Origin of the sequence: Sphingopyxis sp. GW247-27LB, assembly GCF_002277025.1 — a bacterium.
In the GTDB taxonomy this organism is placed as follows: domain Bacteria; phylum Pseudomonadota; class Alphaproteobacteria; order Sphingomonadales; family Sphingomonadaceae; genus Sphingopyxis.
The window spans coordinates 249,658-271,772 of record NZ_NIWD01000008.1 but is presented as its reverse complement, the minus strand read 5'-3'; the positions used below and the strand labels follow the sequence as shown (position 1 = coordinate 271,772).

23 protein-coding genes and 1 riboswitch are annotated in these 22,115 nt (G+C 66.3%); of the genes, 18 read left to right on the top strand and 5 right to left on the bottom strand.

The genetic code is table 11. The features are described 5' to 3' along the window. Nucleotides 1-158: 158 nt before the first annotated feature. Nucleotides 159-920: a cold-shock protein gene (locus CD928_RS23985; protein WP_095386744.1), complete on the top strand. Its 762-nt coding sequence runs from the start codon at nucleotides 159-161 to the stop codon at nucleotides 918-920. A gap of 225 nt (nucleotides 921-1,145) precedes the next feature. Here CD928_RS23985 and CD928_RS08905 read toward each other — a convergent pair whose 3' ends face one another. The 3 genes from CD928_RS08905 to CD928_RS08895 form a co-directional block, all read right to left on the bottom strand. Beyond that, nucleotides 1,146-1,616, bottom strand: a complete 471-nt coding sequence (locus tag CD928_RS08905) for a Dps family protein (RefSeq protein ID WP_255247090.1) — start codon at nucleotides 1,614-1,616, stop codon at nucleotides 1,146-1,148. Nucleotides 1,617-1,721: 105 nt separating this feature from the next. Next, entirely contained in the window at nucleotides 1,722-2,285 is a 564-nt protein-coding gene (locus tag CD928_RS08900) for a hypothetical protein (RefSeq protein ID WP_095386743.1), read from the bottom strand. Nucleotides 2,286-2,355: 70 nt separating this feature from the next. Next, complete coding sequence (locus tag CD928_RS08895; RefSeq protein ID WP_095386742.1) at nucleotides 2,356-3,000, bottom strand: GGDEF domain-containing protein; 645 nt, start codon at nucleotides 2,998-3,000, stop codon at nucleotides 2,356-2,358. 187 nt (nucleotides 3,001-3,187) lie between these two features. Here CD928_RS08895 and purE point away from each other — a divergent pair, with 187 nt between their 5' ends. From purE to CD928_RS08845, 11 genes are all read left to right on the top strand, one after another. Next, complete coding sequence (purE, locus tag CD928_RS08890) at nucleotides 3,188-3,685, top strand: 5-(carboxyamino)imidazole ribonucleotide mutase (protein ID WP_095386741.1); 498 nt, start codon at nucleotides 3,188-3,190, stop codon at nucleotides 3,683-3,685. A gap of 6 nt (nucleotides 3,686-3,691) precedes the next feature. After that, nucleotides 3,692-4,774, top strand: a complete 1,083-nt coding sequence (locus tag CD928_RS08885) for a 5-(carboxyamino)imidazole ribonucleotide synthase (RefSeq protein WP_095386740.1) — start codon at nucleotides 3,692-3,694, stop codon at nucleotides 4,772-4,774. Next, the gene (locus CD928_RS08880) at nucleotides 4,771-5,268 is read left to right on the top strand and encodes a dihydrofolate reductase (RefSeq protein ID WP_095386739.1); all 498 of its coding nucleotides are present in this window, start codon (nucleotides 4,771-4,773) and stop codon (nucleotides 5,266-5,268) included. The genes CD928_RS08885 and CD928_RS08880 overlap by 4 nt, the downstream gene beginning before the upstream one ends. Before the next feature lie 6 nt (nucleotides 5,269-5,274). Beyond that, complete coding sequence (locus CD928_RS23765) at nucleotides 5,275-5,403, top strand: hypothetical protein (protein ID WP_255247089.1); 129 nt, start codon at nucleotides 5,275-5,277, stop codon at nucleotides 5,401-5,403. Nucleotides 5,404-5,417: 14 nt separating this feature from the next. Continuing rightward, complete coding sequence (locus tag CD928_RS08875; RefSeq protein ID WP_095386738.1) at nucleotides 5,418-6,605, top strand: dipeptidase; 1,188 nt, start codon at nucleotides 5,418-5,420, stop codon at nucleotides 6,603-6,605. Between the two features lie 121 nt (nucleotides 6,606-6,726). Then, nucleotides 6,727-7,656 carry a bifunctional riboflavin kinase/FAD synthetase gene (locus CD928_RS08870; RefSeq protein ID WP_095386737.1) on the top strand — a complete coding sequence of 310 codons (930 nt, stop codon included), beginning with the start codon at nucleotides 6,727-6,729 and terminating at the stop codon, nucleotides 7,654-7,656. A 96-nt stretch (nucleotides 7,657-7,752) separates the two neighbouring features. Continuing rightward, nucleotides 7,753-8,799, top strand: a complete 1,047-nt coding sequence (locus CD928_RS08865; protein ID WP_176473526.1) for a glycerophosphodiester phosphodiesterase family protein — start codon at nucleotides 7,753-7,755, stop codon at nucleotides 8,797-8,799. 14 nt (nucleotides 8,800-8,813) lie between these two features. Beyond that, entirely contained in the window at nucleotides 8,814-9,152 is a 339-nt protein-coding gene (locus CD928_RS08860; RefSeq protein ID WP_255247088.1) for a GIY-YIG nuclease family protein, read from the top strand. Between the two features lie 151 nt (nucleotides 9,153-9,303). After that, nucleotides 9,304-12,195, top strand: coding sequence for an isoleucine--tRNA ligase (gene ileS / locus CD928_RS08855; protein ID WP_095386735.1), 2,892 nt, complete (start codon nucleotides 9,304-9,306; stop codon nucleotides 12,193-12,195). Continuing rightward, nucleotides 12,192-12,725, top strand: a complete 534-nt coding sequence (lspA, locus tag CD928_RS08850; protein ID WP_095386734.1) for a signal peptidase II — start codon at nucleotides 12,192-12,194, stop codon at nucleotides 12,723-12,725. The genes ileS and lspA overlap by 4 nt, the downstream gene beginning before the upstream one ends. 25 nt (nucleotides 12,726-12,750) lie before the next feature. Beyond that, entirely contained in the window at nucleotides 12,751-13,170 is a 420-nt protein-coding gene (locus CD928_RS08845) for a DUF3035 domain-containing protein (protein WP_095386733.1), read from the top strand. A gap of 301 nt (nucleotides 13,171-13,471) precedes the next feature. Here CD928_RS08845 and dxs read toward each other — a convergent pair whose 3' ends face one another. Together dxs and CD928_RS08835 are read right to left on the bottom strand one after the other, a co-directional pair. Continuing rightward, nucleotides 13,472-15,400: a 1-deoxy-D-xylulose-5-phosphate synthase gene (gene dxs / locus CD928_RS08840; protein WP_095387344.1), complete on the bottom strand. Its 1,929-nt coding sequence runs from the start codon at nucleotides 15,398-15,400 to the stop codon at nucleotides 13,472-13,474. A 184-nt stretch (nucleotides 15,401-15,584) separates the two neighbouring features. After that, nucleotides 15,585-15,812, bottom strand: coding sequence for a hypothetical protein (locus CD928_RS08835; RefSeq protein WP_095386732.1), 228 nt, complete (start codon nucleotides 15,810-15,812; stop codon nucleotides 15,585-15,587). A gap of 170 nt (nucleotides 15,813-15,982) precedes the next feature. On the opposite strand from CD928_RS08835, the gene CD928_RS08830 reads away from it, so the two are divergent. From CD928_RS08830 to CD928_RS23375, 6 genes are all read left to right on the top strand, one after another. After that, the gene (locus tag CD928_RS08830; RefSeq protein WP_141237128.1) at nucleotides 15,983-17,005 is read left to right on the top strand and encodes a MipA/OmpV family protein; all 1,023 of its coding nucleotides are present in this window, start codon (nucleotides 15,983-15,985) and stop codon (nucleotides 17,003-17,005) included. A gap of 207 nt (nucleotides 17,006-17,212) precedes the next feature. Beyond that, the gene (locus CD928_RS08825; RefSeq protein ID WP_217983745.1) at nucleotides 17,213-17,668 is read left to right on the top strand and encodes a DMT family transporter; all 456 of its coding nucleotides are present in this window, start codon (nucleotides 17,213-17,215) and stop codon (nucleotides 17,666-17,668) included. A gap of 37 nt (nucleotides 17,669-17,705) precedes the next feature. Continuing rightward, nucleotides 17,706-17,816, top strand: a riboswitch (TPP riboswitch). Nucleotides 17,817-17,858: 42 nt separating this feature from the next. Continuing rightward, a complete protein-coding gene (thiC, locus tag CD928_RS08820) occupies nucleotides 17,859-19,745 on the top strand; it encodes a phosphomethylpyrimidine synthase ThiC (RefSeq protein ID WP_095386730.1) in 1,887 nt (628 codons plus the stop codon). Between the two features lie 72 nt (nucleotides 19,746-19,817). Next, a complete protein-coding gene (locus CD928_RS08815) occupies nucleotides 19,818-20,213 on the top strand; it encodes a hypothetical protein (protein ID WP_095386729.1) in 396 nt (131 codons plus the stop codon). A 152-nt stretch (nucleotides 20,214-20,365) separates the two neighbouring features. Next, a complete protein-coding gene (locus CD928_RS08810) occupies nucleotides 20,366-21,943 on the top strand; it encodes an anti-phage dCTP deaminase (RefSeq protein ID WP_095386728.1) in 1,578 nt (525 codons plus the stop codon). Continuing rightward, entirely contained in the window at nucleotides 21,936-22,094 is a 159-nt protein-coding gene (locus tag CD928_RS23375) for a hypothetical protein (protein ID WP_176473524.1), read from the top strand. The genes CD928_RS08810 and CD928_RS23375 overlap by 8 nt, the downstream gene beginning before the upstream one ends. The last annotated feature ends 21 nt before the right edge of the window (nucleotides 22,095-22,115 follow it).

Here is a 22,115-nt window from a genome sequence, read left to right as displayed (position 1 = left end):
ATCCTTGAATTTTCTGTTCGCAGAAGCCGTTCATATAGGTTATATATTGCGCCCTTGGTGGCACGGGGCGAGTCTGTGCCCATGGTGAACTGCGTCCCCGTCCGGCGCAAGGAGCCGGTTCAATAGGGCGTGGACGAACCGAAAGCGACTACTAAGCAATGAGTTTCAACAAGGATCGCCGTGGCCATCGCGGGCGCGGCAAGCGCGATGATTTCGGCAATTTCGACAGCTTCGAACCGGCGCCCTACGGCGGCGACAGCTTCGGCGGCCCGCCGCGCGGCGGCTTCGGCGATCGCGATCGTGGCGGCTTCGGCGGCGGTGATCGCGGCGGCTTCGGCGGCGGCGACCGGGGCGGCGGTTTCGGCGGCGGACGCGGCGGCGGCATGCCGGCGCAGGTCGTCGGCGAGGGTCAGGGCACGGTGAAATTCTTCAACCCGTCGAAGGGCTTCGGCTTCGTCGCGCGCGACGACGGCGGCGAAGACGTGTTCGTCCACATCAGCGCGGTCGAACAGGCCGGGCTCCAGGGCCTCGCCTCGGGTCAGCCGCTCGGCTTCACCCTCGTCGAGCGCAACGGCAAGGTGTCGGCGATCGACCTCAAGATCGAGGGCGAGCCGATGCCGATCGAGGAATTCGCTCCGCGTCGCGACGACCGCGGCGGCGGCGACCGTCCGGGCGGCGCGCGCGGCCGGCGCCAGCTGACCGGTGAACGCACCTCGGGCACGGTCAAATTCTTCAACACGACGAAGGGCTTCGGCTTCATCGCGCGCGACGACGGACAGGCCGACGCCTTCGTCCACATCAGCGCGGTGCAGCGCGCCGGCATGGCGGGCCTCGAAGAGGGCGACCGCGTCGCCTTCGACATCGAGGTCGACGACCGCGGCAAGTTCGCGGCGGTGAACCTTCAGCCCGCGAGCGAATAAGCGGCGGCACAGCGATAGAGGAAGAGGGCGGCCTTTGCGGGCCGCCCTTTTTCGTTGGCGCGTGGCGTAGCGTGGCTGCTTTCAGCCGATAACAACCGTCGCCCCCGCGAAGGCGGGGGCCGCTGGAGGCTTATTCCTGCGCCGCTGCGTAAAACGGCGGCGGCCCCCGCCTTCGCGGGAGCGACGGGCTATGCAACATCCGCTCCCCACCCCAACGCGCGCGCCTCAACCGCCCAGCGTCGCCTTCAAAAACCAGATCCGCTGCTGCGCCTCGTCGGCCCAGCCGTCGACGAGTCCGCTCGTCGCGATGTCGCCATCGGCCTCGGCGGCCGCCTTGGTCTCGCGGATCTGCGCGAGCAGCGCCTCGTTGTCGGCGGCGAGCTGGGCGATCATCGCGTCGGCGGCGACCCCGGCCTTGTCGTCGTCCTTGATCGACTGGCGGCGACCGATCTCGCCGATCGAGCGCAGCGTCGGCGCGCCGTTCTTGCGCACGCGTTCGGCGATCAGGTCGGTCGTCGCCAATATCTGCGCCGCCTGCTCGTCGAACAGCAGGTGCAGTTCGCGAAAGCGCGGGCCCTCGACGTGCCAGTGGTAATTCTTGGTCTTGAGATAGAGCGCGAAGCTGTCGGCGAGCAGCGCGTTGAGCGCATCGGCGACGGCGGGCTGATTCTTCTTATCGGGCATGGCCTTGGACATGGGGAAGCTCCTTTCGTTGCTCTCGATATAGGCTTTCCCCCGTCCCAACGCCCATGAGGGCTCTCGGTCGCGCTGATCGACAAAATCGATCAGTTGACGTCTTTCCTACAAGCCGAACGCCGTCATCGCCATGCGCAGCCCCCAGACGCCGAGCACCGCGGCGCTCGCCCAGCGGACGATCCGCGCCGCGGGCCGCTCGGCGAGCGCGGGGCCGAAGGCGAGAAAGGGCAGCGCCGCGAAGATCCAGCCGGCGAGCCCGCCCGCCGCCGCCCACAGCCCCGCCCCGCTCGTCGCGGCGAGCGCGCCGATCAGGAAATGGCTGCGGTCGCCGAGCTGGACGAGCAGCAGCCGCGCGGCAAGCACCGGCGCCGGCGCGCCCATGGCCTGCTCGTCGGCCAGCGTCAGCCGCCCGCGCCACAGCAACGCCGCCGCCGCGGTGAGCAGCGCGAAGGCGACGAGCAGCGCGACGATCCCCTGCCCGATCATCCGGTTGGCGATCGACCCGGCGAACGCCGCGACCAGCGCGTTGACGATGAAGCTGCCGACCGCGATGCCCGTCACCGTGCGCCGGTCGGTGCGCGCGTCGAGCAGGCGCGACAGGAAACGGCCGCTGCGCCCGTCGGCATTGGCGAGCAGCACCGCCACCAGCGTCACCATGATCGCGTCCATCGGGTGCCTCCATCCCGCGCTCCGGCCTCGCCGGGTCCGCGGGGGTTCGCCTCGACCCTAGGGCCTGACCCTAGCGGTGGCCGGCGGGGCCGTCCTGCCCCAGCTTGCACAGATACATGTCGCGGTCGGCGGCGGCGAGGATATCCGATTCGTTCATGTCCGACTGCAGCATCGCGACGCCGAAACAGGCCGACAGCGAAATCTCGCGCCCGTCGTAGACGGCCGGGGTCGCGCTCAGCAGCGCGGACAGCCGCGCCACCTGCGTGCGCGCGCCGGACTCGCTCGACTGGTCGAGGATCAGCCCGAATTCGTCGCCGCCGATGCGCGCCGCGACATCGACCGAACGGATCGCGCCGAGCAGCCGGTTCGCGATCTCGAGCAGCGCGAAGTCGCCCGCGGCGTGGCCGAAGCTGTCGTTGATGAACTTCAGCTGGTTGACATCGGCGAAGACGATCGCCGCGGTCTCGGCGCGGCGTTCGAAGCGCGCGATGCGCTGGTGGATCGCGGTCAGGAAATAGCGGCGGTTGAACAGCGGGGTCAGCGTGTCGCGTTCGGACACGCGTTCGAGCTCGGCGACGGCGATCTTCAGGATGCGGTTCTCGCGGCGCAGCGCGTCGCGTTCGCGGCGCATCTCGCGCAGCTGGTCCTCGACGGAGTCGACGGGTGCGAAGCCGATCTGGTCGACCGCGATCCGCGCTCCCCCCATGCTGTCCATTCGACGTCCCCGATGCGTACCCAAAGCGCCGTCGGCCGGATGCCGACGATCTCGTGTGGCCCATGACGATAGCCGCGACTCCATACCAATCGGTAAACGCGGCAATAATCGGATGGCGTTGCCCGACGGTTTCCGACCCGCTAGGGGGTGGGGCGGCGACGGAATCGCCGGGGCAGGAGGGTTTCGAATGGACGACACGGCGCCACGCGTCGGCGTGATCATGGGCAGCCAGTCGGACTGGCCGACCATGGCGCATGCGGTCCAGATCCTCGACCAGTTCGGCATCGCGCACGAGGTCCGGATCGTCTCCGCCCACCGCACCCCCGACCGGCTGGTCGATTATGCGAAGGCGGCCGCGGGCCGCGGGCTCCAGGCGATCATCGCCGGCGCCGGCGGCGCCGCGCACCTGCCCGGCATGGTCGCGGCGATGACCCGCGTGCCGGTGCTCGGCATTCCCGTCCAGTCGGCCGCCTTGAGCGGCATGGACAGCCTCCTCTCGATCGTCCAGATGCCCGGCGGCGTTCCGGTGGCGACCTTCGCGATCGGCAAGGCGGGCGCGACCAACGCCGGCCTTTTCGCCGCCGCGCTGCTCGCCAATGCCGACCCCGACCTCGCGCAAAGGCTCGACGCCTGGCGCGCCGCGCAGACCGAGGGCGTCGCCCCGATCCCCGTTCGCGAGGGCTGAACGCAGGTGCTGCCACCCGGTTCGACCATCGGCATATTGGGCGGCGGCCAGCTCGGCCGCATGCTCGCGCTCGCCGCGGCGCCGCTCGGCTACAAGGTGCATGTCTACGCCCCCGACCGCGAAAGCGTCGCGGCCGAGGTCGCCGCGCACCACACGCAGGCGGCGTGGGACGACGAGCCGCGCCTCGCCGCCTTCGCCGCCGCCTGCGACGCGGTGACCATCGAGTTCGAGAACGTCCCCGTCGACACGGTGCGCTTCCTGTCGGGCCATGTCGCGGTGCGCCCGGGCGCGGCGGCGCTCGAAATCGCGCAGGACCGCCTCGCCGAAAAGCGCTTCGTCGCCGGGCTCGGCGGCCGCACCGCGCCCTTCGCCGCGGTGCCCGACCGCGCCGCGCTCGATGCCGCGCTGGCGGACATCGGCGCCCCCGCGATCCTCAAGACCGTCCGCATGGGCTATGACGGCAAGGGCCAGGCGCGCCTCGCGGCCCCCGCCGACGCCGATGCGGCGTGGGAGGCGATCGGCCGCCACCCCGCGATCCTCGAAGGCTTCGTGACCTTCGCGCACGAATTTTCGGTGATTCTCGCGCGCGGCATCGACGGCGAGACCCGCTTCTGGGATTCGCCGGTCAACGTCCACGAAGGCGGCATCCTCGCGACCTCGAGCCTGCCGCCGCCGCGCATGATCCTCGCCCAGCAGGACGCGGCGCGCGCGCTGATGACCGGCATCGCCGACGCCCTCGACTATGTCGGCGTCCTCACCGGCGAATTCTTCGCGACCGACGACGGGCCGGTCTTCAACGAGATGGCGCCGCGCGTCCACAACAGCGGCCACTGGACGATCGAGGGCGCGGCGGCGAGCCAGTTCGCGAACCACATCCGTGCCGTCGCCGGCCTGCCGCTCGGCGACACCGGCACGCTCGCGCTGCCGGTCACGATGCGCAACCTGATCGGCCGCGCCATCGAGGGCGTTCCCGCGCTGCTCGCCGACGGCGCCGCCCGCGTCCACCATTATGGCAAGACCGAGGTGCGCGAGGGCCGCAAGCTCGGCCACGCCACCTGGGTCGGAACCGCTCCCGAAGGGCCCTTATGAACCGTCCCGAGATCACGCTGATCCTCGCGCGCGCCGCCAATGGCGTGATCGGCGCCGATGGCAGGATGCCGTGGCACCTCCCCGCCGATCTCCGCCGCTTCAAGCAGCTCACCATGGGCCGCCCGATGATCATGGGGCGCAAGACCTTCGACAGCCTGCCCGCGGTGCTCGAAGGCCGCCGCCACATCGTCCTCACCCGCGACGCCGAATGGCACGACGAGCATGCCGAGGTCGCGCACAGCGCTCCCGAAGCGCTGCGCCTCGCCAACGCGCCGCAGGTGATGGTGATCGGCGGCGCCGAAATCTACCGCCTCTTCCTGGGGCTCGCCGACCGCATCGAACTCACCGAAGTCGCGCTCGAACCCAGGGGCGACGCGGTCATCGCCGCCCCCGATCCCGCCGAGTGGCGCGAGGTCGCGCGCGAGGATCATCCGGCGGACGAGGCCGGGCGCCCCGCCTACGCCTTCGTCACCTTTACGCGCCGGATGGGTTAGACCGGAATGACCGTCATCCACCTCGTCATTGCGAGCGAAGCGAAGCAATCCAGAGCGGTTTACGCCAACTCTGGATTGCCGCGCGGCTTCGCCGCTCGCAATGACGATGCTGTTCAATCCGAAGCCGTGCTCTAGGGGGGGAGAAAAAGATGCGCCGCTGGATATTCGGCCTCCTCGCGCTGCTGCTCGTCGCGGCCGCCGCCTTCTTCCTGTTCGCCCCCGCCATGGTCGAGCGCAGCATGAACAAGGTCGAGGGCGGCGCGCTGCCGCAGGTCAGCGAGCGCGCCCGCGCGCTCCACCGCGGCCTGACGATCGTCGACCTGCACAGCGACACCCTGATGTGGAAACGCGGTCTCCTGACCCGCTCGGGCCAGGGCCATGTCGACCTGCCGCGGCTCGAGGACGGCAACGTCGCGCTTCAGATCTTCTCGAGCGTCACCAAGACGCCGAAGAATCAGAATTACGACGCCAACAGCGCCGACGGCGACAATATCACCGGGCTCGTGATCGCGCAGCTCCAGCCGGTGCGGACGTGGAATTCGCTGCTCGAACGCTCGCTGTGGCACGCCGAAAAGCTGCACCGCGCCGCCCGGGATTCGGACGGCCAGCTCCGCGCGATCGCGAACCCGGTCGATTTGGGCGCGCTGCTCGCGGCGCGCCGCGGCGGCAAGGCGGTGCCGGTCGGCGCGATGCTCAGCATCGAGGGGCTGCAGGACCTCGAAGGCGACATCGCCAACCTCGACAAACTCCACGCCGCGGGCTTCCGCATGGCGGGGCTCACCCATTTCTTCGACAATGGCCTCGCGGGCTCGATGCACGGGCTCAAGAAGGGCGGGCTCACGCCGCTCGGCCGCCGCGTCGTGCGCGCGATGGAGGAAAAGGGGATGATCGTCGATCTCGCCCACCTCAGCCACGCCGGGGTCGCCGAGGTGCTGAAGATGGCGCGCCGCCCGGTGGTCTCCAGCCACGGCGGGGTGCAGGCGACGTGCCGGGTCAACCGCAACCTCACCGACGCCGAGATCCGCGGGGTCGCCGCGACCGGCGGCCTTGTCGGCATCGGCTATTGGGACGCCGCGGTGTGCGACACCTCGCCCGCGGGAATCGCGAGGGCGATGAAGCATGTCCGCGACCTCGTCGGCATCGACCATGTCGCGCTCGGCAGCGACTATGACGGCGCCACCACCGTCCGCTTCGACACGTCGAAGCTGGTGCAGGTGACGCAGGCGCTGATCGACGCGGGCTTCACCGACGACGAAATCCGCGCCGCGATGGGCGGCAACGCGATCCGCGTCCTGCGCGCGGGGATCGTGCCGATGCGGGCGGACGCGAGTAAATGACCCTCATCCTTCCCAAATCCGCTTGCCCTGAGCTTGTCGAAGGGCCGTTCTTTCTTTTGAATCCGCAAGGGGAAGAACGGTGCTTCGACAAGCTCAGCACGAACGGAGAGAGGGTGGCGAGATGATCCGCCTCGACGGCCACGACCGCATCGCCGAGCCCCTGCGCGGCGGCGTCATCGCGCTCGGCAACTTTGACGGCTTCCACGCCGGGCATCAGGCGGTCGTCGGCCGCGCGGTCCACCACGCGCAGGACGATGCGCGCCCGTGCATCGTCGCGACCTTCGACCCGCATCCGGTGCGCTTCTTCAAGCCCGGCGCGCCGCCCTTCCGCCTGACCACGCTCGACCAAAGGCAGGAGCTGTTCGGCGCCGCGGGCGCCGACGCGATGCTCGTCCTCCCCTTCGACGCCGCCATGGCGGGCACGACCGCCGAGGATTTCATCACCGACATCCTCCTCGCCCGCTACGGCGCCGCGGGGGTCGTCACCGGCGCCGACTTCGTCTTCGGCAAGGGCCGCGGCGGCGATGTCGTGACCCTCGCCGACCACGCGCGCCGCCTCGGCTTCTTCACCGAAATGGTCGCCCCGGTCGACGAGGGCGGCGAGACCATCTCGTCGAGCCGCATCCGCGAGGCGCTCCAGGCCGGCGACTGCGCGACCGCGACGCGCCTCCTCACCCGCCCCTTCACCGTGCGCGGGACCGTCCAGCACGGCGACAAGAACGGCCGCCTTCTGGGCTTCCCGACCGCGAACATCGACATGGGCGCCTATCTCCGCCCGCGCTACGGCATCTACGCGGTGACCGGCCGCCTGCCCGATGGCCGGGTGCTGAAAGGCGCGGCGAATCTCGGCATCCGCCCCAGCTTCGATCCGCCCAAGGAGTTGCTCGAACCGCATTTCTTCGACTTCGCGGGCGATCTTTACGGGCAGGAGATCGACGTCGCCTTCCACGCCTTCATCCGCGGCGAGGCGAAATTCGACAGCATGGACGCACTGACCGCGCAGATCGCGGCGGATTGCGACGCGGCAAAGCAATTATTGGCCGATCTATGATTTCTTCGTCACCCCGGACTTGATCCGGGGTCCATTGAACGCTGCGCCGAATGGATGCCGGATCGAGTCCGGCATGACGAAATCCGGGGGGATGACATGACCGACACGACGACCGACGACTGGGCCGCCGGCCTCGAAGGCCCGAAGAAAAAGCCGCTGACGCGCCGCGCGAAGATCCTGCTCTGGCTCTTCGGCCTCCTCGTCGCCTGGCTGACGCTCTCGAACGCGAGCTGGCTCGCTCCCGATCCCGCGGGCAAGCGCATCCTCATCGCGCATCGCGGCGTGTCGCAGCTCTTCGACCATGCGGGCGTCACCGACACGACCTGCACCGCGGCGCGCATCTACCCGCCCGAGCATCCCTATATCGAGAACAGCCTGCGCTCGCTGCGCGCCGCGGTCGGGCGCGACGCGGGGATGATCAAGTTCGACGTCGCCGCGACGAAGGACGGCCGGCTCGCGGTCTTCCACGACTGGACGCTCGATTGCCGCACCGACGGCAAGGGGCCGATCCGCGACCGCACCATGGCCGAGCTGAAGGCGCTCGACATCGGCTATGGCTACACCGCCGACGGCGGCAGGACCTTCCCGCTGCGCGGCACGGGCGTCGGCCTGATGCCGAGCCTCGACGAGGTGCTCGCCGATCTCGGCCACCTGCCGATAGTGATCAACTTCAAGTCGCGCGACCCCGGCGAGGCCGAGCTCGCGCTCGCCGCCTTCGCGCGCGCCGGCATCGACCCGAACCAGCCGCGCTTCGCCTTCTTCGGCGACGCGCGCGCGCTCGCGCCCATCCGCGCGAAAGCACCCAGGGCGTGGGCGATGGACCCCGCGGGGGCGAAGCGCTGCACCACCGACTATCTCAAGTTCGGCTGGTCGGGCTGGTTCCCGCAAAGCTGCACCGGCGGCACCATCGTCGTGCCGCTCGACCGCCAATGGGCCTATTGGGGCTGGCCCGACCGCCTCCAGGCCCGCGCCGCCGAACACGGCACCCGCCTCCTCCTCATCGGCCCGCGCGGCGACGACCATGCCGGCATGGGCCTGTCGCAGGTCCAGCAGCTCACCCGCATCCCCGCGAGCTTCAAGGGCTATGTCTGGATCGACGACATCTACAACCTCGGCCCCGCCCTCCGCCCGCGGCAGAAATGATCGCGTCCATATCGATGAAGTGCTCCCCGGCGAAAGCCGGGGTCCATTATAACCGCGCGGCGATGAAGCAAGGCTGGGTCTACATCCTCACCAACGGGCGCAACGGCACGCTCTACATCGGCGTCACCAGCAACATCGCCCAGCGCATCTGGCAACATCGCGAAGGGACGATCGAGGGCTTTACGAAAAGATACGGCCTCAAACGGCTCGTCTGGTACGGCTACTTCGAGAATCTCCACGACGCCCGCCGCCGCGAGGGGCAGATGAAGGGGTGGAAGCGCGCGTGGAAGATCGAGTTAATCGAGACGATGAACCCCGATTGGCGCGATCTCTATTTCGACCTTTTGCGCTAGGCATCTGGACCCCGGCTTTCGCCGGGGCTCACCAAGCTCTACCGTGATCCCCGGCGAAAACCGTGGTCGATGACGCCGCACAATCCCCATGCTGGCGAGACTTCAACTTCAACGTGACTATCCCACCCCATTTACGCTAAGCGCGCGCACCATGACCGACACTGTGCCCGCCAAAGAAGAGCGCGACTATCGCGACACCGTCTTCCTGCCCAAGACCGACTTCCCGATGAAGGCCGGCCTGCCGCAGAAGGAGCCGGCGATTCTCGCCAAATGGCTCGAGAGCGATCTCGAGGGGCAGATTCGCGAGAGCCGCAAGGACCGCGCGCAGTTCATCCTCCACGACGGCCCGCCCTATGCCAATGGCGACATGCACATCGGCCATGCGCTCAACCATATCCTCAAGGACATGGTCGTCCGCACCCAGACGCTGAAGGGCAAGGACGCTCCTTATGTGCCCGGCTGGGACTGCCACGGCCTGCCCATCGAGTGGAAGGTCGAGGAACAGTATCGCAAGAAAAAGCTGAACAAGGACGAGGTTCCGGTCGAGGAATTCCGCGCCGAATGCCGCGCCTATGCCCAGCATTGGGTCGACGTCCAGCGCGAGCAGCTGAAGCGCCTCGGCATCGGCGGCGACTGGGACCACCCCTATCTCACGATGGATTTCGACGCCGAGGCGACGATCGTCCGCGAACTGCTCAAATTCGCCGAAAGCGGCCAGCTCTACCGCGGCGCCAAGCCGGTGATGTGGTCCCCGGTCGAAAAGACCGCGCTCGCCGAGGCCGAGGTCGAATATGAGGATATCGTCTCGACCCAGATCGACGTCGCGTTCGAGATCGTCGAGAGCCCGATCCCCGAACTGGTCGGCGCGCATGCGGTGATCTGGACGACGACTCCGTGGACGATCCCGGTCAACCAGGCTTTGGCCTATGGGCCGGAGGTTGGGTATTCCTGCTTGCGCGTATCATCCGTACTGCGCGCGACCGAGGCAGAACGACCGTTCCCGCAGAAAATCCTCGTAGCAACCGAATTGCTCGAGTCATTCTGGAAGCGCGTCGGCGGCTACGGCTATGACGTTATTTGGAACGGCAAAGGCTCCGACCTCGCCGGCACCATCGCCCGCCACCCGATGCACGCGCTCGGCGGCTTTTTCGCCCGCCCGCGCCCCTTCCTCGCGGGCGATTTCGTCACCACCGACAGCGGCACCGGCCTCGTCCATATGTCGCCCGACCATGGCGAGGATGATTTCGACCTGTGCAAGGCGAACGGCATCGACCCCGTCTTCGCGGTCGAGGGCGACGGCAAATATCGCGCCGACTGGGCGTGGCTCGGCGGGCAGGGCAGCGTCATCAACCCCAAGTTCAACGCCCCCGACGGCCCGATCTGCTCGGACCTGCGCGATGCCGGCGCGCTGCTCGCCGCCTCGGCCGATTACAAGCACAGCTATCCGCATAGCTGGCGCTCGAAGGCGAAGGTCATCTATCGCTGCACCCCGCAGTGGTTCGTGCCGATGGACAAGGTCGTCGACCATGACACCCCGCGCTGCGCCGCCGAGGCCGAGATCCGCGCGCATCAGGGCGACGGCGAGACGCTGCGCGAGACCGCGATGCGCGCGATCGACGAGACGCGCTTCGTGCCCGCCAAGGGCCGCAACCGCATCGGATCGATGGTCGAAACGCGCCCCGACTGGGTGCTCAGCCGCCAGCGCGCGTGGGGCGTGCCGATCACGCTGTTCGTGAACCGCAAGACCGGCCACTATCTGAACGACGCGCAGGTCAACGACCGCATCGTCGCCGCGATCCGCGCGGGCGGGGTCGACGCGTGGAGCGACGCGCGCGCGCAGGACTATCTGGGCGACGCCTATGACGCCGCCGATTACGAGCGCGTCGCCGACATCCTCGACGTCTGGTTCGATTCGGGCTCGACCCACGCCTTCGTGCTCGAAAGCGGCAAATGGCCGCAGCTCGTCCGCCGCGACGGCTCGACCCACCCCGCCGACCTCTATCTCGAAGGCTCGGACCAGCATCGCGGCTGGTTCCAGTCGTCGCTGCTGGAGTCCTGCGGCACCCGCGGCCGCGCGCCCTATAAGGCCGTCCTCACGCATGGCTTCACCATGGACGCCAAGGGCATGAAGATGTCCAAGTCGCTCGGCAACACGATCAGCCCGATCGACCTGATGCGCGACTATGGCGCCGACATCCTGCGCCTGTGGGCGCTGTCGGTCGACTTCACCGAGGACCACCGCATCGGCAAGGAAATCCTCGCCGGGGTCGCCGACCAGTATCGCAAGCTGCGCAACAGCTTCCGCTACCTGCTCGGCGCGCTCGACGGCTTCACCGAGGCCGAGCGCGTCACCGACGTCGCCGCGATGCCCGAACTCGAACGCTATATGCTGTCGCTCCTCGCCGACCTCGACGCCAAGCTGGCGGCGGCGGTCGACGATTTCGACTTCAACGCCTACACCCGCCTCCTCGCCGATTTCTGCAACGAGGACCTGTCGGCCTTCTATTTCGACATCCGCAAGGACCGGCTCTACTGCGACGTCAACCCGGAGACCGGCCATCAGACCGCCGAGCGTGCCGCCTATCGCACCGTCCTCGACACCCTCTTCCACGCCCTCGTCCGCTACGCGGCGCCGGTGCTGGTATTCACCAGCGAAGAGGTGTGGAGCACGCGCTATCCGGGCGCGGGCAGCGTCCATCTGCTGGAGTGGCCCGAGCTTCCCGCGCTCGCGGGTCCCACCCGCGAATTGCGGGAGAAGTGGGCGCAGATCCGCGCCACCCGCGCCCTCGTCACCGAGCGCATCGAGCCGCTGCGCCGCGAAAAGATCATCCGCTCCAGCCTCGAAGCCGAGGTCTGGCTGCCGGACGATCCCGACGACGTCGATTTCGAAGAGATTTTCATCACCTCGACCGTCCACCGCGACGACTGGGACGTGAAGCGCACCGAAAACCACAAATGCGGCCGCTGCTGGCGCCACCTTCCCGAAGTGACCGAGGACGGCGCCTTGTGCAATCGCTGCGAGACGGTATTGGACGGACGATGACCGGCAAACGTTCCCCGCACCTGCGCTTCGGCCTGATCGTGGCCGCGCTCGCCTTCCTCGCCGACCAGATCAGCAAATGGGTGGTCATCGTCCCGCTGTCGCTCGAACCCAAGCGCGTGATGGAGATATTGCCCTTCTTCAACCTGACCTGGGCGGAGAATTGCGGCATCTCGCTGTCGATGTTCGCACGCTGCGACGACAATCAGCGCTGGATTCTCGTCGCGGTCACCGCGCTCGTCGCGATCGCGGTCGCGGTGTGGATGACGCGCGAGAAGGCGCGCGGCGACGTGTTCGCGCTCGCGCTGATCCTCGGCGGCGCGCTCGGCAACATCCTCGACCGCATCCGCCACGGCTTCGTGGTCGACTTCGCCGACCTTCATTTCGGCACCTTCCGTCCCTTCCTCATTTTCAACGTCGCCGATGCGTGCATCACGATCGGCGTGCTTTTGCTGGTTGCGCGGGCGCTGCTCTTGCGCGAAAAGGCGCCAGCGGCGCCCGCTTCGTCCAGCGATGCGGCCGCCACCGACTAACGGGGCGCATCAGGAGAGTTTTTACGTGAACCGGACCACCGCTATCCTTGCTACCGCCCTCGCCGCGACGACGCTGTCGGCCTGCGGGTCGAACAGCCTGTTCAGCCGCGATCGTCCCGACGAGTTCGCGGTGTCGCGCCAGGCACCGCTCGTCGTGCCGCCCGATTTCTCGCTCGTCCCGCCCGCGCCCGGCGCGGCGCGCCCCGGTGGTGACTCGACCGCCGAGCAGACGCTGCGCGCGCTCTTCGGCGGCGCCTCGCCGCGCAGCGCGACCGAGACGTCGATCATCGGTGCCGCCGACGGCGCCCGCGCCGACCCCGGCATCCGCAGCGAGGTCGGCAGCCCCGACACCCAGGTCGTCGACAAGGGCCTCGCCACCCGCGACATCATCGCCGCCCCCGAAGGCGACGGCCGCGACGCCTCGGCGGCGATCCCGGGGACCTGAGCGCCCGGCAGATTTTCGCGCGGAGATGCGGGAAAGGGCGGCTTCGGCCGCCCTTTTTCATGGACCGGCGTTCCGGCCGTATCCGTTGCCTCGTCATTGCGACCCCGGCGGAAGCCGGGGGGAAGCAATCTCCAGCCATCGCCCCGCCATGCCGATGGCTGGAGATTGCTTCGTCGCTACGCTCCTCGCAATGACACATAAGGGGCTACGGACGGTGCGGCTATGATCGCCAAACCAGTTCAGGGTGACGGAACAGGGGAATCGCCGGACCGGGAGCAACCGGCGGCGAACCACCAGGGGCTCACGCCCGCGCGCCCGCCTCCTCGACCCCCGCGCTGTTGTGCCGCAGCGCCTTCAGCACCGTCTCGACGATCTGCGGCGCGTTGAGGCCCGCGGCCTCATATTGCGCTTCGGGCTTGTCCTGGTCCTGGAAGACGTCGGGCAGCCGCATCGTGCGCAGCTTCAGCCCCGCGTCGATCAGCCCCTCGTCGCTCGCCAGCGTCAGCACATGCGCGCCGAGGCCGCCGATGCTGCCCTCCTCGATCGTCACGCACACCTCATGGCCCGCGAGCGTCCTGCGGATCAATTCCTCGTCGAGCGGCTTGGCGAAGCGCAGGTCGATCACGCTCGTCGACAGGCCCCTCGCTTCCAACGTGTCGGCCGCCTTCAGCGCCTCGGCGAGCCGGGTGCCGAGCGACAGGATCGCGACCGTCTTGCCCTGCCGCACCACGCGGCCCTTGCCGATTTCGAGCTTCTCGGGAACCGCGGGCAGCGCCACGCCGGTGCCGTTGCCGCGCGGGTAGCGGAAGGCGATCGGCCCGTCGTCATGCTCGGCGGCGGTATAGGTCATGTGGACCAGCTCGGCCTCGTCGGCCGCGGCCATCACCACCATGTTCGGCAGCGTCGCAAGATAGGTGACGTCGAACGAGCCCGCGTGCGTCGAGCCGTCGGCGCCGACCAGCCCCGCGCGGTCGATCGCGAAGCGCACCGGCAGATTCTGGATCGCGACGTCGTGCACGACCTGGTCGTAGGCGCGCTGGAGGAAGGTCGAATAGATCGCCGCGAACGGCCGCATCCCCTGCGCCGCGAGCCCCGCGGCGAAGGTCACCGCATGCTGCTCGGCGATCCCGACGTCGAAGGTCCTTGTCGGATGCGCCTTTGCGAATTTGTCGACCCCGGTGCCCGACGGCATCGCGGCGGTGATCGCGACGATGCGCTTGTCGGTCTCGGCGAGCTTCGCGAGCGTCTCGCCGAACACATTCTGGTACGCGGGCGGTCCCGGCGGCGCCTTCGCCTGCTCGCCGGTGATCACGTCGAATTTCTGGACGCCATGATATTTGTCGGCCGCGGCCTCGGCGGGCGCATAGCCCTTGCCCTTCGTCGTCACCGCATGGATCAGCACCGGGCCATGGTCGCTGTCGCGGACATTTTCGAGCACCGGGATCAGATGGTCGAGATTATGCCCGTCGATCGGCCCGACATAATAAAAGCCGAGTTCCTCGAACAGCGTGCCGCCCATCGCCATGCCGCGCGCGAACTCGTCGGTCTTGCGCGCCGCCTTGTGCAGCGGCTCGGGCAGTTTCCGGGCGAAGCGCCGCGCGATCTCGCGCAGCTCGAGGAAGGGCCGCGACGACACCAGCCGCGCGAGATAGGCCGACAGGCCGCCCACCGGCGGCGCGATCGACATGTCGTTGTCGTTCAGGATGACGACCAGCCGGTTGCCCGCCTGCTGCGCGTTGTTCATCGCCTCATAGGCCATGCCCGCCGACATTGATCCGTCGCCGATCACCGCGATCGCGCGGCCGGGTTCTTGCCTGAGCTTGTTCGCGACCGCGAAGCCCAGCGCGGCGCTGATCGAGGTCGACGAATGCGCCGCGCCGAACGGGTCGTACTCGCTCTCGCTGCGCTTGGTGAAGCCGCTGATGCCGCCGCCCGTCCGCAAGGTACGGATGCGGTCGCGGCGCCCGGTGATGATCTTGTGCGGATAGCATTGGTGCCCGACGTCCCACACCAGCTTGTCGCGCGGCGTGTCGAACACATAATGGATCGCGACGGTCAGCTCGACGACGCCCAGCCCCGACCCCAGATGCCCGCCCGTCGTCCCGACCGCGCTGATCATCTCGGCGCGCAGCTCGTCGGCGAAGGCGCGGAGCTGTTCGGGTTTCAGCTTGCGGAGGTCTGCGGGGACATCCACCGTGTCGAGCAGCGGCGTATGCGGAACGTCGGTCATCCGCAGCGTCATACTGGCAACGGCAGATAGTGTCGAACAAAAAGCCAGATTCCCCTCCTCTTCAGAGGAGGGGCAGCGAGACTTGGTTCGGCGCAGCCGGACCTAGTCGCAGCGGGGTGGTGCCTGCCGCCTTGCGCGCTGTCGCGCGCCACCACCCCCAACCCCTCCTCTGAAGAGGAGGGGCTTAATCCTTCTCCTCCTCCCCCCGCTTCGCCGCGTCGACCTGCGCATAGAGCCCGCGCACCATCAGGTCGGTGAACACCAGCATCGCCCCGACCATCCCCAGGAACAGCGCCGCCGCGATCGCGGGAAAGGGCCCGACCGCCTCGATCGCGCCGCGCCGCATCGCGACCGCGATCAGCGCCGCCGCGGCCATCAGCGCATAGCCGGCGAGGCGCGGGGCGCGGCTCATGCGGAACCGAATGCCGCGTGGCGGCATAGAAAGGCGAAGAGTCTGTATTGATGCACGAAAGCCACGATGGCGCGAAAAGCATGCGCCCGCAAGACGCGGCCTTTGCATCGGCCGGGCGATCACTTACACCCCTGTTCAGAGGGGCAATAACATTAGGACCGCAATCGCCGATGGACACCCTCGCCTCCCGCCATGCCCGCCACCTCCGTCCCGCCGCCCTCGCCGCCGCCGCGAGCCTGCTGGCCGCCGCTCCGGCGCAGGCCGCCGACGAGACGCTCGATTATGACCTGACCGCCCTGGGCGACGCCGACGTCGCCCCCGGCCTGCCGCCCGCCGCGCCGGCGCCGGCGAGCCATTTCCAGGACAGCGAGGTCGACCAGGATATTTTGCTGCCCCCCGCGCGGCCGCAGGACGACGATCCCGACCGCAAATGGTCGCGCGATTATCTCGCCATCGCCGCGGGGGTCGTCACCGCGCCGAGCTACAACGGCTCGGACGAGCGCGTCGTGCTTCCCGGCTTCTATCTGCGCGGCCGGCTGTCGGGCTTTTCCTTCTCGACCCGGGGCACCAATTTGCAGGTCGACCTGATCCGCCAGCGGCGCGGCCAGCGCATCGACTGGAAATTCGGCCCGCTGATCAATCTCCGCAGCGACCGTACCGGGCGCATCAAGGACCCGCAGGTCGAGGCGCTCGGCGAACGCAAGATGGCGGTCGAGGCGGGGATTTCGGCGGGGGTCACCTATTCGGGACTGATCACCAGCAAATATGACCAGCTCGGCGCCCGCATCGTCGTGCTCAAGGATATTTCGGGCCGCCACGGCAGCTGGGTCGCCTCGCCGACGATCGAATATGGCACCCCGATCTCGAAGCGCGCCTATGTCGGCCTGTCGGCGTCGGTGAACATCTATGGCAAGGGGTTCGGCGACTATTATTACGACATCGACCCGGCGGGCAGCGCCGCGAGCGGGCTCCCGGTCTACGACGGCGCCGGGCGCAAGGCGACCGCGGGCAAATATACGATCGGCGTCGCCGGCGCCTATGCCCTGTCGGGCGACCTGCGCAAGGGCTTCGTGCTCATCGGCGGCGTCCAGTACGGCCGCATGACCAGCCGCTTCGCCGCCTCGCCGATCGTCCGCATCGCCGGCGACGCCGACCAGTGGATCGGCGGCGCCGGGGTCGCCTATCAATTCTAGGGCGCATTCGATCGACACGGCTTTTCCCAAATCCGTTCGTGCTGAGCCTGTCGAAGCACCGTCCTTCCTTCTGACGCTGCAGAGAAGAACGGGCCCCTTCGACAAGCTCAGGGCGAGCGGAGAATTGGGCGCGGCCCCAAACAATACCCCCTTGCCGCGCGCGACCCAAGCGGGGACAAGCGGCGGCGTTCCCGCAGGAGAGCCGCCGTGACCGCCCACAACGCCCCGACCTTCGCCCTCATCATGTTCCTGACCGGGGTCGGCATCCCGATCCTCGCCGCATTGAACGGCGGGCTCGGCGCGCGGCTCGGCAGCCCGATGGCGGCCTCGGTGATCCTCTTCGGCCTCGCGCTCCTCATCGCGCTCGCGGGCGCCGCCGCGACGGGATCGCTCGGCGACGTGCGGCTGTCGTCCGCGGTGCCGCCGCAATTCTACTTCGGCGGGCTGTTCGTCGCCTTCTATGTTATCGCGGTGACCTTCATCGCGCCGCGCTTCGGGGTCGGCAACGCGATCTTCTTCGTCCTCGTCGGCCAGCTCGTCAGCGCCGCCGCGATCGACCATTTCGGCCTCTTCGGCTCGCTGCGCTTTCCCATCGATGCCCGGCGCACCGCCGGCATCGCGCTGATGATCGCCGGCGTCTGGCTCGCGCGGCGGACGGGCTGAGCCCCCTTCCCCTTCGGCCCAAGCCCCTCTATAACCCCCTCCATCCCCGGGGAGCCTGTGTGCAGAAACAGGTTGAGAGCGGAACAGCCCGCGACCCGTCGAACCTGATCCGGGTAATACCGGCGGAGGGAGGGTCGGTATTCCTAGCCCGGAATCCCCAACTCGCTCCGAAACCCTTGGAGCGACTGACATGGCCGACATCGATTCCCGCATAGAAGCTGCCGACAGGATCGGCGTCACCACCGGGCCGATCCGCGGCAGCCGCAAGGTCCATGTCGCGAGCCCCACCGGCAGCGGCATCCGCGTCGCGATGCGCGAGATCGACCTCGACCCGCACAGCAATGAGCCGTCGGTCCGCGTCTACGACACGTCGGGCCCCTACACCGACCCGAACGCCCGCATCGACATCGGCCAGGGCCTCCCCGAACTCCGCGCCGCGTGGATTCGCGCCCGCGGCGACGTCGAGGAGGTGACCCAGCGCGAAGTCCGCCCCGAGGACAACGGCCAGCTCGGCCCCGACCGCTCGGGCGGCGTCCCCGCCTTCCCCAACGTCCGCAAGACGGTGCTGCGCGCCAAGCCCGGCCAGAACGTCAGCCAGATGCACTACGCCCGCCGCGGCATCATCACCCCCGAGATGGAATATGTCGCGACCCGCGAAAATCTCGGCCGCGAACGCCTCGCCGAGTACATCCGCGACGGGCAGGACTGGGGCGCGAGCATCCCCGACTATGTCACCCCCGAATTCGTCCGCGAGGAAGTCGCGCGCGGCCGCGCGATCATCCCCAGCAACATCAACCACCCCGAAAGCGAGCCGATGGCGATCGGCCGCAACTTCCTGGTCAAGATCAACGCCAATATCGGCAACAGCGCGGTCGCGTCCGACGTCGCGTCCGAGGTCGACAAGATGGTCTGGTCGATCCGCTGGGGCGCCGACACCGTCATGGACCTATCGACCGGGCGCAACATCCACGACACGCGCGAATGGATCATCCGCAACTCGCCCGTGCCGATCGGCACCGTCCCCATCTATCAGGCGCTCGAGAAAGTCGGCGGCATCGCCGAGGAACTCTCGTGGGAGATCTTCCGCGACACGCTGATCGAGCAGGCCGAGCAGGGCGTCGACTATTTCACCATCCATGCGGGGGTCCGTCTTCCTTACGTGCCCCTCGCCGCGAAGCGCGTCACCGGCATCGTCAGCCGCGGCGGCAGCATCATGGCGAAATGGTGCCTCGCGCATCACAGGGAGAGCTTCCTCTACGAACGCTTCGACGAGATCACCGAAATCATGAAGGCCTATGACATCGCCTATTCGCTGGGCGACGGCCTCCGCCCCGGCAGCATCGCCGACGCGAACGACGAGGCGCAGTTCGCCGAGCTCTACACGCTCGGCGAGCTCACCAAGCGCGCGTGGGAACAGGATGTGCAGGTGATGATCGAGGGCCCGGGCCACGTCCCGATGCACAAGATCAAGGAGAATATGGACAAGCAGCTCGCGGCGTGCGGCGAGGCGCCCTTCTACACGCTCGGGCCGCTGACCACCGACATCGCGCCCGGCTATGACCATATCACCAGCGGCATCGGCGCCGCGATGATCGGCTGGTACGGCACCGCGATGCTCTGTTACGTCACCCCCAAGGAGCATCTCGGCCTCCCCGACCGCGACGATGTGAAGGTCGGCGTCGTCACCTACAAGCTCGCCGCCCACGCCGCCGACCTCGCCAAGGGCCACCCCGCCGCCAAGGTCCGCGACGACGCGCTATCGAAAGCCCGCTTCGAATTCCGCTGGCGCGACCAGTTCAACCTCAGCCTCGACCCCGACACCGCCGAGCAATACCACGACCAGACTCTCCCGGCGGAGGGCGCCAAGACCGCCCATTTCTGCAGCATGTGCGGCCCCAAATTCTGCTCGATGAAGATCAGCCAGGAAGTCCGCGAGTTCGCGAAGCTGCAAAATCAGGACAGCGCCGGCTTCATCGCCGCCGAAGAGGCCGAGAAGGGCATGGCGGAAATGAGCCAGGTCTATGAGGATACGGGGCGCGAGCTGTATATGGGCGCGGGCGGGCGGGAGCATGATTGAGCCCGGCGGCGCAATGGGGCATTAAGCGGCAGGGCGGCGCACCGGCGCCCCCCGCAAGGGGGAGGAGCGCCTGTGAAACGGACCGTGTCGCTGACCATCGTCGCCGCGGCGCTCGCCGCCCCGATCGCGGCCGACGCGAAGGATGCCGCGCTCGCGGCCGAATGCGAACGCGTCTATCAGGTCTATCCCCGCCTGATGCTCGCCGCGATGATAGAGGGCGACGCCAACTGCGGCGACCCCGGCAGCGGCGAATTCGTCAGCTGCTACGAAGGCGAGACCCCCGCCGAAAAAACCGCCCGCGACCGCCGCCGCGCGATCCGCGAGCATCAGGAAGCCGGCTACAAGGCCGCAGACCAGGCCTGCCGCGCATGGGAAGCGGACAAGAACGACGCGGCCCACGGCGCTGCGTTGCGCAGCGCACTCGCGGATGCACGGGCAACCGATAGCTGGCGTCCTGAGGCGAGGTAATCCGCTTGTTGATTGGGGATTATTGCACCTGTCACCGTAGTTGAGGATTATGAGGAAACCGGACTGGAATTGTATATGGGCGCTGATGGTGGCGAGCATGATTGAGAAGTCAGCATCTTGCGAGAAAGCAGCTTTTAGTACAACTCATATCCATGAAGCACTACGATCCACTTTTCCCTAAGCCCGAGATTGTTATTGGACTCGCGGGACCCGCCGGCACAGACCTGCAATCTCTGGCATCTGAGGTAGCGGATGCCATTAGACCATATGGCTATCGGTCATTCCAGATAAGGGTGAGCTCACTCATTCAAGCGGTTTGTTCAAAGACCGTTTCGGATGAGATAACGAAATCAAAGTTTGATCGTCGTGTTGAGCTTCTCATGGCGGCTGCAGACCTCCTAAGAAGGAAAGTAAACTCTGGAGCCGCCACTGTACCCTTAATAGCTACAGAAATTAGAAGTCTTAGACAGGGATTCCTTCTAAAGGAAGGATGCGATTTAGACTATGAAGATTTGGAACTATACAATCATTGCTATATACTGAACAGCCTTAAGCATCCCGATGAGGTCGACCTACTTCGACACATATACGGCGATAAGTTCATAATGATATCAGCGTTCACACATGAGAATGACCGGAAAAAACATCTCACAAGACAAATTGCAAAATCTTATAAAACTACAAATGATGCCAAATTTTCTAAATCTGCTGATAATTTAATTAGTCTTGATCGAAAAAGACCTGGTGCAAAAATAGGGCAGAATCTATCTGAGACATTTCATTTGGCAGATTTCTTTCTATCTATGGACGGAGATTTCCAGTCTATGCTAGATGACTTTTTCCAAAACATCTTCAGCTATCCATATGCGACGCCGACCCGTTGCGAAATGCATATGTTCCAAGCCAGTTCAATCGCTCTTAAATCTGCCGATCTTTCGCGGCAAATTGGCGCCGTGATAGCGAACGCTCAAGGAGATGTCGTTGCGCAAGGCTGCAATGAGGTTCCCCTTCCGGGCGGGGGTTCGTTTTGGATCGACGATGAAGGAAAAAGGGATAATCGTGATTTCACGACCGGACGAGATTTTAACGCCGTCAAGAAAATTGACATTATCGAAGAACTCATCAAGTTCCTTGCCGAGAAGGATGTTGACGTCCTCAACCTACCAAGTGATCAGATTGACGCCTTCGTAACAGATCTCATTTTTGGAAATCTCAAAAGCCGTTTCAAGGATTTGAGAGTTTCAAATTTGATTGAATTTGGGCGAGTTGTTCATGCAGAGATGCATGCATTATCTGAAGCGGCGCGGCGGGGCTTGGCAGTCGGCGGAGGGACGATTTACTCAACCACTTTCCCGTGCCACATGTGTGCAAGGCATATCATCTCGTCAGGAATAGAGAACGTGGTTTATATTGAACCCTACCCTAAGAGCATGACAAAGGAACTCTACCCGGAAGATGTCTCTATAGATGAGGAATCTGCGCCCGAAGATAAATCGAAAAAAGTGGTATTTCGCCCGTTTGAAGGCGTATCTCCGAGGCGTTTTAGAGACATTTTTAGTTCTACAAAAAGAAAAACATCAGAAGGGTACATTGTCGAATGGACAAAAGATCAGGCCCTACCGAAACTTGTTTCTCTTTCTACAGCACATCTTTCTGTTGAGGCCATTGTCGCGTCGCAAATGGAAAGCCTTGGTAGGATAGAAGACATCAAGGATCTCGAAAATGTCTAAAGAAACTCCAGAGAAACATTCAAAAAGACTTTCAGCACAGAATGAAAAAGACCGATTGTACGTAACCGGGATGAAAGAAAATCCACGGAAGGCAATCATTCGAGAGCTAAGTAATTACTGGAATTTCGAAGAAATATCGCAGAAAAAATAGGGAACCGCATAGATCGGCCGC

Excerpts from the sequence above, each read along its gene's own strand:
- thiC (WP_095386730.1), top strand. The coding sequence starts at position 17,859 with ATGGCCGACATCGATTCCCGCATAGAAGCTGCCGACAGGATCGGCGTC.
- CD928_RS08880 (WP_095386739.1), top strand. The coding sequence starts at position 4,771 with ATGAACCGTCCCGAGATCACGCTGATCCTCGCGCGCGCCGCCAATGGC.
- CD928_RS08830 (WP_141237128.1), top strand. The coding sequence starts at position 15,983 with ATGGACACCCTCGCCTCCCGCCATGCCCGCCACCTCCGTCCCGCCGCC.
- CD928_RS08835 (WP_095386732.1), bottom strand. The coding sequence starts at position 15,812 with ATGAGCCGCGCCCCGCGCCTCGCCGGCTATGCGCTGATGGCCGCGGCG.
- CD928_RS08900 (WP_095386743.1), bottom strand. The coding sequence starts at position 2,285 with ATGGACGCGATCATGGTGACGCTGGTGGCGGTGCTGCTCGCCAATGCC.
- CD928_RS08865 (WP_176473526.1), top strand. The coding sequence starts at position 7,753 with ATGACCGACACGACGACCGACGACTGGGCCGCCGGCCTCGAAGGCCCG.
- purE (WP_095386741.1), top strand. The coding sequence starts at position 3,188 with ATGGACGACACGGCGCCACGCGTCGGCGTGATCATGGGCAGCCAGTCG.
- dxs (WP_095387344.1), bottom strand. The coding sequence starts at position 15,400 with ATGACCGACGTTCCGCATACGCCGCTGCTCGACACGGTGGATGTCCCC.
- CD928_RS23985 (WP_095386744.1), top strand. The coding sequence starts at position 159 with ATGAGTTTCAACAAGGATCGCCGTGGCCATCGCGGGCGCGGCAAGCGC.
- CD928_RS08895 (WP_095386742.1), bottom strand. The coding sequence starts at position 3,000 with ATGGACAGCATGGGGGGAGCGCGGATCGCGGTCGACCAGATCGGCTTC.
- CD928_RS08905 (WP_255247090.1), bottom strand. The coding sequence starts at position 1,616 with ATGTCCAAGGCCATGCCCGATAAGAAGAATCAGCCCGCCGTCGCCGAT.
- CD928_RS23375 (WP_176473524.1), top strand. The coding sequence starts at position 21,936 with ATGTCTAAAGAAACTCCAGAGAAACATTCAAAAAGACTTTCAGCACAG.
- CD928_RS23765 (WP_255247089.1), top strand. The coding sequence starts at position 5,275 with ATGACCGTCATCCACCTCGTCATTGCGAGCGAAGCGAAGCAATCCAGA.
- lspA (WP_095386734.1), top strand. The coding sequence starts at position 12,192 with ATGACCGGCAAACGTTCCCCGCACCTGCGCTTCGGCCTGATCGTGGCC.
- CD928_RS08875 (WP_095386738.1), top strand. The coding sequence starts at position 5,418 with ATGCGCCGCTGGATATTCGGCCTCCTCGCGCTGCTGCTCGTCGCGGCC.
- CD928_RS08870 (WP_095386737.1), top strand. The coding sequence starts at position 6,727 with ATGATCCGCCTCGACGGCCACGACCGCATCGCCGAGCCCCTGCGCGGC.
- CD928_RS08860 (WP_255247088.1), top strand. The coding sequence starts at position 8,814 with ATGAAGTGCTCCCCGGCGAAAGCCGGGGTCCATTATAACCGCGCGGCG.
- ileS (WP_095386735.1), top strand. The coding sequence starts at position 9,304 with ATGACCGACACTGTGCCCGCCAAAGAAGAGCGCGACTATCGCGACACC.
- CD928_RS08810 (WP_095386728.1), top strand. The coding sequence starts at position 20,366 with ATGAAGCACTACGATCCACTTTTCCCTAAGCCCGAGATTGTTATTGGA.